Here is an 11,034-nt window from a genome sequence, read left to right on the forward strand (position 1 = left end):
TCTTCCACCTCCTCGATCTGTATCTTGATACCTCCGCTATTGATGATATTATCTTTCCTTCCGATAATGGCGAAACTCCCGTCCGGCAGCAGGCGGGCGACATCGTTCGTCACCAGCCGCTCGTCGCAAACCAATGGGGCGTCTATCACCAAGGTATTGTCCGGCGACAAGGATAACGTCACCGAGGGGAAGGGATGGTAATAGGGCGAGGCTTCCGGCCCGTTCAGCCGGCGCAGGGCGACGTGAGACAGCGTCTCCGTCATTCCGTAGGTGGAATAAACCGTGTTTGGCATCTGCCGTATCTCCTGTTCCAAGGCCGCGTCGATCGCCCCGCCGCCGATAATCAGGATATCCGTTTGCTCCAGCCGCTTACGTTCCTCGGGTACTCGCAACGTATTGTAAACCTGCAAAGGAATCATGGCGGCAAAGCGCAGGGGCGTATCCCCCCAATCCGCCAACGGGTGTCCGGAGGGTTCGCACACCTCCAGATCCAGTCCGGCGTATAGGGAGCGGACCACCATCATCTTTCCGGCTATATAGCGTAGGGGCATACATAACAAGGCCTTGTCGCCCTTCTTAAGCCCCAGATAATCGCAGGTAAGCCGGGCGCTGTTCAGCATCCGGTCCTTGCGTACTCGCATCCGCTTGGGCGTACCGGTGGAGCCAGAGGTCTGGACTTCCAGAAAAGGGGAGGGATCGTGCCATTCAGCTAAGAATGCCTGTAAATCTTCTTGTATCGGCATAGGTCAAAGGTCGTTGGTGAACCAGATGGTGTCTCCTTTTCGTTGGATCAACTTATGTTTATCGTCCTTGAAAATCTCGCCGGTTCCCAGACCTTGCGGTAGCGGGTTACCTAGCGTGGCGCACCATTGGGCGATAGCGTTCAGTCCGATTTGCGATTCCAGAGCGGAGGTGACCCACCATTTAGGTTGTTCAGGGGTACTCCCTAAGATAGTTTCCGCTAAGTGAACCCATTCCGTGCATCCGGCGATACCTCCGTGGAGGGAAGGCTTTAATATAATGTATTGGGGATGGATCGTTTCCAACAACCGCCGTTTCTCGTCCGGGGCGTTACAGCCGATCAGTTCCTCGTCGAGAGCGATGGGAAGGGGTGACTCTGCCGCAAGGCGTGCCATCTCTTCCAACTGCCCGGCAAGGATAGGCTGCTCGATGGAATGCAAGTCCATCTCGGCGAGCCGCTTCAGTTTGTCCATCGCCTCCGAGGGTGTGAAAGCGCCGTTGGCATCTACCCGAAGCTCTATTTCCTTGGCAGAGAAATGCGCACGGATGTGTTTCAATAAAGAGAGTTCCCGGTCGAAATCGATAGCGCCGATCTTCAGCTTGACGCAGCGGAAGCCCTCCTTCATCTTTTCCTCTACCTGTTCCAGCATGTACTTATAATCGCCCATCCAGATCAGTCCGTTGATGGGGATGCCCGCCTGCCCCTGCGAGAAGGGCGTGTCGTAATGCCGCCAACCGCCCTGTTCATAATGGCGCATGGCCGTCTCCAGCCCGAAAAGGATGGATGGGTAATGGCGCAAAGATTCGGTGTCAACATATCCCTTCTGTTCCAGATTGAGGCAAGCCTTGGATAACGTGATCTCGTAATCCACTCCATAATCGCAACTGAGATCCGGCAGGGGGGCACATTCTCCGATACCAATAACCGAGGGTTCGTCTTCCTTACGGATTCGGACCTCCCACAATTTCCGGGTCGTGTAAACACCCCGTGAGGTTCCTGCCGGTCGCTTGAAAGTCAAGCACCGGGGAACCACCTCAATCCTATATAACCTCTCCTTTACCATTCATTCTTAATTATTCATTATTCATTCTCAATCCCCCTACGGGAATTTCGGGTAATCCTCGAAGCGGGGACGGCGTTTCTCCAAGAATGCCTTACCGCCTTCCTGCGCCTCGTCCGTCATATAGTAAAGCATGGTAGCGTCTCCGGCCAACTCCTGTATACCGGCCTGTCCGTCCAACTCGGCGTTTAAGCCCGCCTTGATCATGCGCAAAGCCAACGGGCTAAGCAACATCATCTCCTCGGCCCATTGAACGTACTCGTCCTCTAATTTATCCAAGGGGACTACCTTATTTACCAGACCCATATCCAAAGCCTCCTGCGCATTGTACTTGCGGCATAGGAACCAGATCTCACGGGCCTTTTTCTGTCCGACCACACGGGCGAGGTAAGAAGAGCCGAACCCGGCGTCGAAGCTACCCACACGAGGACCAGTCTGTCCGAAGATAGCGTTCTCGGAAGCGATCGTAAGGTCGCAAACCACGTGCAATACGTGTCCGCCGCCGATAGCGAAAGCATTCACGGCGTCCGCCGCCGATAGCGAAACCATTCACGGCCGCCATGACGGGTTTCGGGAGAGAGCGGATCTGCTTTTGTACGTCCAATACGTTCAAGCGAGGTACGCCGTCTTTACCCACGTAGCCGCCACGTCCTTTCACGTTCATATCGCCTCCCGCGCAAAAGGCCGTATCTCCGGCTCCTGTCAGAACGACTACGTTAATGTCCGGGCGTTCCCGGCAGATGTAAAAGGCGTCGCTCATCTCCGTGGTCGTAGTCGGGGTAAAAGCGTTGCGATACCGTTCCCGGTTGATCGTAATGCGGGCGATGCCGTTGTAGAAATCAAATAAGATCTCCTCGTATTCCTTGATGGTTGTCCATTCTCTTTTCGTTTCCATATATTATATGTTTTGTGCTTGGGATGAATTTTTTAGTTGATGATAATATTCCTTGAGCAATCGTACGTCTTCCGCTTTGTCCGTGAAAACCTCCATGAATAGGGGATGTTCGCTCGGTTGCTCTGTTTGGGTAAAGGCGCTCATCGCCGCTGCCAACTCCTCGGCATTATGGACAGCGGAGTAGGAGAATCCCCTTTCCGTGGCCCATCCCTCCGCAGAGGTCTGGTGGGAGGCGGTGACGTAACGGTGCGTACGTTCGTTCATCTTGAATCCCGGCAAGGCTTGGAAGATCTCGCCACCTCCGTTGTTCAAGAGCAGGATGCGAAGGTTATTGTGCAAGTTACCGTTCCACAACGCGTTCATATCATAGAAGAAACTAAGATCGCCTATAACGATAAAGTTTAGTTTTTGCGAGGCCGAGGCGTATCCGATGGCCGTAGACAAGGAGCCTTCGATCCCGCTCGTACCTCGGTTACAACAAACCTCAACCGTCTCGGGTACGGTGTACAATTGTGCGTAACGTACGGTGGAGCTATTCCCCAGATGCAAGGCCGATTCAGCCGGAAGCGAGCGTATCAAACCGCCGATCGCCGCCATTTCGGAGTAAGCGAACTCCGGCTCCGGCAGGTTCCGGGATTTGTATTCCCAAGCCTTCGGATATTCAATCTGCCTATTCTCCAGCATATAAGCGATTTTCTCCAGAAACTCGAAAGGGTCCATCTCGATCACCGTGGTCAGGCTACCGAATAAATCCGCTACCTCTCCATCCAATGAGACATGCCAATGCTCCTTAGGCGGGTGTTTCCGCAAAAACTCTTTCAGCCGCTTGGAGACAATATGGCCACCGTAGGTGATTACGAGCTCGGGAACTAGCTTCTCTTTTTCCTCCTCCGGGGTAGCATACAGGATAGCGTCGAAATTCTTGATCGGTAATCCCGGTACGATACGGTTGCCGATGTGCTCGGAGAGCCAAGTGAAATGTTTGTATAGTAACTTACATATTTTCTTCTCGAAGAGATAGATCAAGCTCATTTGTCCCGCTATCATCATCCGCTTGCTATATTTGTTCAAGCGCTCGATCAGGTCATCATATTTCCGGTCGTACACGTTCAAGCCTTGATAACGGGTGATTACCCGTACCTTCGGCAATTCGGGTGTCGTGAACTGAAATAAAGGCTCGGAGATCGGAACGTTGATATGCACCGGTCCTTTGCCGTGGTGGTTCAGTTCCAACAACGCTTCGTTGATCAATCGATTACAATACCATTCATCTTGATCCGTATGTATTTCCGGTAGCTGCACCGACTTCTTTACCAGCGAGCCGAACACCCCGGGTTGCGGCAAAGTCTGTCCGTCCATTTGCCCGATCCATGCGGCGGGGCGGTCGGCGGATATCACGACAAGCGGAACTTTCTGATAGAAAGCCTCCGCTACCGCCGGATGTATATTCAGCAAGGCCGTGCCCGAGGTACAGCAAACAGCCGCCGGCTTACCTCCGTGCAACGCTAGCCCTACGGCAAAGAATCCCGCGCTTCGTTCATCCGTCACGGAATGGCAATTGAAGAACGAATGGTTTGCCAATGTGTGCACAATCGGAGAGTTCCGGCTTCCCGGACATAGCACGATATTACTTACGCCGTGCTCTATCAGCAAGGCTACCAATTGAAGGATGTTCTTTTTATCGCTATACATTATATGATATAAAATTATAAATTACCTACTATTCTCCGCATTGTATCTAATTTATCCTCTGTCTCCTGCCACTCATCCTCTAGCTGCGAGGCCGCCAACAGACCGCCTCCGGCATACAACGTAAAGGTTTGGGGGAGGATATTCATGCAACGGAGGTTTACGTACAGATCTGTTTTGCCTTTGGGATCCAGCCAACCGATGAAACCGGAGTAATAGCTACGATCGTACCCCTCATGCTCGATGATGAAGTGATAAGCTTCCTCCTTGGGAAGACCGCAAACGGCGGGAGTAGGGTGCAATAGTTGAAGCACGTCACCCAACTTCTCGGAATCCGGCAAGGAGAAGAAGAAATCGCTTTTCAGGTGGGAAACCTCTCCGGCCCGGGCTGAATAAGGCCCCTTCTCCTCGGGAGTAATCCCCAAGGTGGACAGCTGGCGGCGTATATAGGAGGCGACTAATTGCTGTTCTCTCCAATTCTTATGATCCCAGCTTTTCGGTAATTTCCCGTCTCGTAAGGATTGGGTTCCGGCCAAAGCTACCGTTTGCCAGTCGCCTTTCTCGCCGGATAACAAGATTTCCGGTGTCCCACCCATCCAAGTTCCGGTTTCCGGGGTATGGCAAAGGTAGACATAGGAGCGGATATATCGTTTTTCTGCGGCAAAGAATGCCTTGCCGGGTGAGAAAGAGGGATCTTTCCGGATCGTTTTGCTACGGGATAGGACTAGTTTATCTTGGCTTCCTTTTAGCAAAGGGTTGGTAAACAGGGAGAAATGGTAAGCATATCGTTCCTTCTCCTCGGATTCGGACGGGATTTCGATTTCATTCGAAAGGAATTCGTTTTTCTCTCGAGAGAAATCCCAATCGGATTCGGAGGGGATTTCAAAGCAATCCGGTTGGATTAAAACGATAGGTCGTTCCGCTGTCACCTGAAACGGAGCGATTACAAAACCGCTCCGTTCATTTAAGTCTTTTATGTCGTATAATAGGCAAGGAGAGCCGGCGCTTTGCATCCTGAAATGGAGCCTATCCTCACCAGGAATACGCCAAATAGCGAAACTCCGACCTTGCTTGATCAACGTGTCTATTATTTCGTAAGAATCTCTTGGAATCATTTCTTCTTTAGTATGCTATTGATTACCCGTACCGAGGAAACCAGTTTGTCGGTAGAGGTGAATATGTCTACGTTCCACACATGGGATGAACGGCCTTTGTGGATAATCGTCCCGACGGCACGTACCGTGTCTCCCTCGTGGGCGGACGACATATGGCTGCCGCTAACTTGCATGCCGACTACCATCTCGTCCGGTTTCGCCAGAATCATGGAACCTAGTCCGGCCACGGTCTCTGCCAAAGCCAGCGTAGCGCCTCCGTGCAAGATACCGAAAGGCTGGCGGGTCCGTTCGTCTACAGGCATGGTCGCTTCCACACGATCCTCGGACGCATAGGTATATTGGATGCCTAGATTACCCATTAAGGCATGTTTGGCCCGTGCGTTTAGTTGATCTAACGGAACCTCTGTGGGTTTGATCGTGGCAAGGATCGCTTTCTCGATCGCTGCCGCCACACCTTCCATATTATTGGGTAAGGTCGTGAAATCGGCACAAGCCTTTACGGAATCGCGTGCGTTACCCATCGCCACGCCGGTACCGGCTAATTGAAGCATGGATACGTCGGCCACGCCATCACCGATAGCGACAACCTCTTCGGTTGTGATATTCAGCATCTCCATCAATACCGCCAACGTATTTCCCTTATTGATGAAATGAGGAGCTACCTCCAAGAAATAGTCCTCGGAGCGGAAAGCTTCCAATACCCCGTCCAGACGTTTCTTCCAATGATTTTCGAGACCCACTAGATTGTTCTCGTCATCGCTGGTAAGAATACACTTACAGGGTGCGAAATCCACCGCTTCCGGGAAATTCTCCACACCGATGATGCGCATCTTATTGAGTTCGGCCTCCTCTTGGACATGTTTGTTTTCCGGGCTATCGGTCAGGATATAGTCCTTGTGATACGTGAAGATAGCAAAACCATTTTCCTTCGCCTTCCGGTTCAAATAAGGAATCATGGCCGGATCGATTCGTTTCTCGAACATCAATTCTCCGGTCTGGGCATTGATGATCTGACCTCCGTTATAAGATAATATGAAACCACCGTAATGATTCAATTCAAGAGCCTCCGCTAAGGGTTGAACCCCGTTGGTGGGTCGGCCGGATGCCAATACAACATGAACTCCCATCTGCTGAGCCTTTAACAAGGCGGCATGGGTCCGGGGAGTTATCTCTTTCTTGTCGTTAAGCAACGTCCCATCTACGTCTAAGACTAATAATTTGTACTTCATGGCGTCTTATTTTTATGGTTTAGAATACAAATATACATAAAATAGTTGATAGTTAGAAGACATTTCCATGAAAGGAATTTACGTATATCGGCGCAAGCTCACGCCTATACTGGCGTAGTCCTACGGCACTACTGGTATAGGCGTATGCCGGTATAGGCATTGGCCTGTGTCGATACTGGTGTAAATGTCTCTGAAAAAACACGTACGTGTTCTCGCGAAAACATGTACATGTTTTTCGGAAAATACGTACGTGTTTTTTTTCAAAGCAATTCTTGGATGAAACGAGCCACTCCATCCTCATCGTTCGTGTATTGGGTGATGCGGTCGGCATTGGCCTTGACAGGGGGCTGGGCGTTGGCCATAGCGACTCCCAATCCGGCGAAACGGATCATGGATACGTCATTGAAACCGTCGCCGATAGCGATCACTTCCTCCTGTTTTATCCGGGTTCGCTCTAGTAAGCGGGATAATGAGGCGGCTTTGTCGATGCCTTTGGGGACAAGCTCCAGATAGAATGCCTCGGAACGATATACGTTGATACGTTTCCCTAATTCTTGGCGGAGCTTCTCTTCCAACGGTACCAACATCTCCGGTTCGCCTACCACCAAGCATTTATCGGCTGGCTGATGCAAATCCCGCAGAAAATCGTCGGTAGCCTTGATCTTCATTTTGGTTAAGAAAGATTCGTATTGTACGTATTTATTTTCCGGATGCTCGCTTAAGATATATTTACCGTTGTAGGAAAGGATAGCCAGTCCCGCTTCTTTGGAGCGGTTGTATAAAACAGGTACGATATCGGGTGGCAAAGCCTGTTCGAAAAGTACTTTGTCTGTCATCAAGTCGATCACCTTACCGCCGTTGAAGGAAAGGATAAAACCACCATATTGCTTTATGTTCAGTTCCTCGGCTAAAGGCACGATACCGTAGGTGGGCCGGCCGGAGGCTAAGACCAGATGCAATCCTTTTTCCTGCGCTTGCAGAAGGGTTTCCCTCGTAAACGGGGTGATCTCTTTTTTACTGTTTGTCAGTGTACCGTCTAAATCCAGTACCAATAATTTATAGTTCATGCTCTTGTTTCGTGTTGATCGTGATTATTTTACCTCTTTGGGAGATATAATTATAGAGTTCTTTATAAAATGCGTGCCGGGTAAGGGTGGAAGCGTCTCCCAAGATCATCAGTTTCATACGGGCACGGGTGATCGCTACGTTCATGCGCCGCAAGTCGTTCAAGAAGCCTATCTTTCCATCCTCGTTGGCCCTTACCAAACTGATCAAGATGACATCGCGTTCTTGCCCTTGGAAACCGTCAACGGTGTGTACGGTGATCAGTCTGCGTAAAGGCTTGAAGAAAGCGTCTTGTTTGATCAATTTACGGATGTATTGTACCTGCGCCTTATAAGGGGAGATCAATCCGAAGTCGATATTCTCTTCCAGCACTCTCTCCTTGGATATTTTCTGTATATAGGAGCGTAATTGTTCCACGAGCAATTCCGCCTCTTGCCTGTTGACGCGGCTCATGGTCTCTTCTCTCGTATTTTCCGTGAAATCGCACTTGGACGTATCGAACCATACGATGGGAGTGTCCAGTCGCAAGATTCCCCGCCCACTTACCTCGGGAGCGGATTCGAGTTCGTTATGATAGAACCATTGGGAGGAGAAGCGCATGATATCCTCGTGCATACGATATTGGATCTTCAGGAGAGAGACCGTTTCCGGTTTCGTGTGGGCTATCTTTTGCATCAAGGTACGTCCTAAGCCTTCTCGTTCCGCTTCTATACATTTAATAGTAGGGGGCAATTGGTGATGATCGCCCGCTAGTATGACCCGGTCTGCCTTGCCGATCGCTATCCAGCAAGCGGCTTCCAAGGCTTGGGCGGCCTCATCGATAAACAAGGTCGTGAAGTGCCGGTTCATCATGACCCGGTTTGCGGAGCCAACCAAGGTGCAAGCGACAACACGAGCCTCGTCGAACAGCTCTGTATCGATCTTGACTTCCAGTTCGGTCGCCCGGAATTTCAAACGGGAGAGGCGGTTTCGGATCGTATCCCGTTCCTCCCGGCTTTTCTTTCGCATATTGGATTGTATATCCCGTACCGCTTTCCGGATGCTCCATAACTCGGGATAATCCGGATGCGATTCGAAACGGCGTTCATATGTGAAAGAGAGCATCTTGTCATTGATACGAGTGGGGTTCCCGATGCGCAGGACGTTAATGCCTCTATCTACCAGTTTCTCCGAGATGCAGTCTACGGCGGTATTACTTTGAGCGCAAACGATCACTTGATTCTCCCGGTGAAGGGTCTCGTAAATGGCTTCCACCAAGGTGGTTGTTTTCCCGGTTCCGGGAGGGCCGTGTACGATAGATACTTGTTTCGCTCCCAATACCTTATTTACGGCTTCTTCCTGAGAACGGTTCAACCAAGGGAAGCGGATCGGGAATAATTCCCGCTGTCCCGGTTTTTCCTGCCCCAGCAATACATCCCTAAGATGAGAGAGTTGGTTGTTTTTTGCCCGCATCACGTCCGAGAGAGCGGAAAACATCGTTTTATAGCTGGTCTCGTCGAAGTAGAGTTGCACGCCGAGATCATTGCTTTTTCCTTGTATATCCATCAAGGCGGAAGGAGTGGGGAGAACTATCACCATCCGGTCCTCTTGCACGTAGCTGATCGTGGCGGAGAAATCCAGATACTTAAATTTACCACTGATATCTGCCGTAAAGAAGCAAACCGGGCGCCCGTACTCAAAATTATGCTCGATCTCCCGGCCTTCTGTCCTTTCGATCTCGATCACCAATTGGTTTAAGGAGTTATAATAACTGCGTCCCGGAGTGACCGGATACCAACAGAGGCCCTGCGCCACTCGTTTTCGCAAACCCGTACGCTCGGATTGCTGTCGGTATGTTTCCTTCTCATATTCATATTCTTTCTGCAGGAGATCATATTGATGTTGCAAATCTACAAGCGGCGATGAAATTCCCATTCCTTTTTCAATTCTATTAATCGGATAAATACAGCCCGGGCGTTCTATGTCCCGAAGTAGGCGACAAAAGTACTAAAATTATCGTTCCGTACCCAAGTTGCGGTAAGTAAAGAAAAAGAATACCGCTAACGTTGGTAGTGTCTATAAAATTCCTAATTTTGTACGAAAACTAATATCATAAAAAAATGAATGAGAACGATGCTTTTTATAACGCATTAATAGATGTAGCTGCTTGGGATAAAGAGAATACCTTAGATCGTTTTATGAATAGTGATAGCCTCTTCAAAAAGTTTCTATATAAATTTATTACTACAGACGGTTCGTATGTGAAATTACGGAGCTCTTTAGTAGAGCGGGATTTGGAGAATGCCAAGCTATATTCGCATACCTTGAAAGGGATAGCCGCTAATTTAGGTCTGGTAAATCTATTCGATGTATCGAATAATATACTATCGCTGTTGAGAGAAGGGAATCTGGAAGAAGCGTTGCGTTATGAAGATGCATTGGGAAAACAATACGATGCCTTGCGAGATATCGTTGTTGAGTTTTGTTCTTAATCTATTGTATATTAACTATCTAATTCTAAATAAAGACTATCAGTATGGATACTATCATAAAAACTCAAATTATAGATTTGATTCACAGGGAGGTAATCCCTGCTATCGGATGTACGGAACCTATTGCCGTGGCTTTGGCGGCCGCAAAAGCGGCGGAAGTGCTGGGGCGTAAGCCAGAGAAGATAGAGGTTTATCTGAGCGCCAATATCCTGAAGAATGCCATGGGAGTAGGAATCCCGGGGACTGGCATGGTGGGGTTGCCTATCGCTATCGCTTTGGGATCGATCATCGGTAAGTCCGCTTATGGGCTAGAGGTGCTGAAAGACTTGACTCCGGAGGGATTGAAAGAAGGTAAGGAAATGGTCTGCAAGAAATGTATCAGTATAGACCTAAAAGAGAATGTAGATAAACTTTATATCGAAATTATAAGTTCTGCAGGGAACGATCGTTCAAGGGTGATCATTTGCCATGAGCATACCCATATAATATATGTAGAGAAAAACGGGGAGGTATTGACTGATTTACGTACGGCAAACGCTTCTGGCGAGGAAGTATGTGAGAATAAGGATTTACGTCTTTCTTTCTCTATGGTCTATGAGTTTGCCATGGAAATGCCATTGGATGAGATTCGTTTTATTTTAGAAACGGCCGAGTTGAATAAGAAAGCTGCCCAAGCTTCCATGAAAGGCAATTACGGACATACCGTAAGCAAGACAGTCTCGGGTGCTTTCGGCCGTAAGTTCATGGGAGATTCCGCTTATACGCATA

General features: G+C 49.5%; 8 protein-coding genes and 2 pseudogenes. 2 read left to right on the forward strand and 8 right to left on the reverse strand.

All coding sequences use genetic code 11. The annotated features are described in order from the left end of the window. The 8 genes and pseudogenes from QVP94_RS11345 to QVP94_RS11380 form a co-directional block, all read right to left on the reverse strand. Window positions 1-743, reverse strand: a 743-nt coding sequence (locus QVP94_RS11345) for an AMP-binding protein (RefSeq protein WP_288213257.1), incomplete at its 3' end; no start/stop codon positions are given. Window positions 744-746: 3 nt separating this feature from the next. After that, window positions 747-1,805: an o-succinylbenzoate synthase gene (locus QVP94_RS11350; RefSeq protein ID WP_022192640.1), complete on the reverse strand. Its 1,059-nt coding sequence runs from the start codon at window positions 1,803-1,805 to the stop codon at window positions 747-749. A gap of 36 nt (window positions 1,806-1,841) precedes the next feature. Then, window positions 1,842-2,697, reverse strand: a pseudogene (gene menB / locus QVP94_RS11355) (1,4-dihydroxy-2-naphthoyl-CoA synthase). 3 nt (window positions 2,698-2,700) lie between these two features. After that, window positions 2,701-4,389 carry a 2-succinyl-5-enolpyruvyl-6-hydroxy-3-cyclohexene-1-carboxylic-acid synthase gene (menD, locus tag QVP94_RS11360; protein ID WP_022192642.1) on the reverse strand — a complete coding sequence of 563 codons (1,689 nt, stop codon included), beginning with the start codon at window positions 4,387-4,389 and terminating at the stop codon, window positions 2,701-2,703. A gap of 14 nt (window positions 4,390-4,403) precedes the next feature. Beyond that, window positions 4,404-5,501 carry an isochorismate synthase gene (locus tag QVP94_RS11365; protein ID WP_022192643.1) on the reverse strand — a complete coding sequence of 366 codons (1,098 nt, stop codon included), beginning with the start codon at window positions 5,499-5,501 and terminating at the stop codon, window positions 4,404-4,406. Next, window positions 5,498-6,730, reverse strand: a complete 1,233-nt coding sequence (locus tag QVP94_RS11370; RefSeq protein ID WP_022192644.1) for a Cof-type HAD-IIB family hydrolase — start codon at window positions 6,728-6,730, stop codon at window positions 5,498-5,500. Before QVP94_RS11370 ends, QVP94_RS11365 begins: the two co-directional genes overlap by 4 nt. Before the next feature lie 260 nt (window positions 6,731-6,990). After that, the gene (locus QVP94_RS11375; protein ID WP_005862248.1) at window positions 6,991-7,797 is read right to left on the reverse strand and encodes a Cof-type HAD-IIB family hydrolase; all 807 of its coding nucleotides are present in this window, start codon (window positions 7,795-7,797) and stop codon (window positions 6,991-6,993) included. Next, on the reverse strand, window positions 7,787-9,709 hold the full coding sequence (locus QVP94_RS11380) for an AAA domain-containing protein (RefSeq protein WP_022192645.1): 1,923 nt from the start codon (window positions 9,707-9,709) through the stop codon (window positions 7,787-7,789). The genes QVP94_RS11375 and QVP94_RS11380 overlap by 11 nt, the downstream gene beginning before the upstream one ends. Window positions 9,710-9,894: 185 nt before the next feature. On the opposite strand from QVP94_RS11380, the gene QVP94_RS11385 reads away from it, so the two are divergent. Continuing rightward, window positions 9,895-10,266, forward strand: coding sequence for an Hpt domain-containing protein (locus tag QVP94_RS11385; RefSeq protein ID WP_005856873.1), 372 nt, complete (start codon window positions 9,895-9,897; stop codon window positions 10,264-10,266). A 44-nt stretch (window positions 10,267-10,310) separates the two neighbouring features. Then, window positions 10,311-11,034, forward strand: a pseudogene (locus QVP94_RS11390) (serine dehydratase subunit alpha family protein); the annotation flags it as partial.

This window comes from Parabacteroides sp. CAG:2 (genome assembly GCF_000436315.1).
Taxonomy (GTDB): Bacteria; Bacteroidota; Bacteroidia; order Bacteroidales; family Tannerellaceae; genus Parabacteroides; species Parabacteroides distasonis.

Excerpts from the sequence above, each read along its gene's own strand:
- QVP94_RS11375 (WP_005862248.1), bottom strand. The coding sequence starts at position 7,797 with ATGAACTATAAATTATTGGTACTGGATTTAGACGGTACACTGACAAAC.
- QVP94_RS11365 (WP_022192643.1), bottom strand. The coding sequence starts at position 5,501 with ATGATTCCAAGAGATTCTTACGAAATAATAGACACGTTGATCAAGCAA.
- menD (WP_022192642.1), bottom strand. The coding sequence starts at position 4,389 with ATGTATAGCGATAAAAAGAACATCCTTCAATTGGTAGCCTTGCTGATA.
- QVP94_RS11380 (WP_022192645.1), bottom strand. The coding sequence starts at position 9,709 with ATGGGAATTTCATCGCCGCTTGTAGATTTGCAACATCAATATGATCTC.
- QVP94_RS11385 (WP_005856873.1), top strand. The coding sequence starts at position 9,895 with ATGAATGAGAACGATGCTTTTTATAACGCATTAATAGATGTAGCTGCT.
- QVP94_RS11350 (WP_022192640.1), bottom strand. The coding sequence starts at position 1,805 with ATGGTAAAGGAGAGGTTATATAGGATTGAGGTGGTTCCCCGGTGCTTG.
- QVP94_RS11370 (WP_022192644.1), bottom strand. The coding sequence starts at position 6,730 with ATGAAGTACAAATTATTAGTCTTAGACGTAGATGGGACGTTGCTTAAC.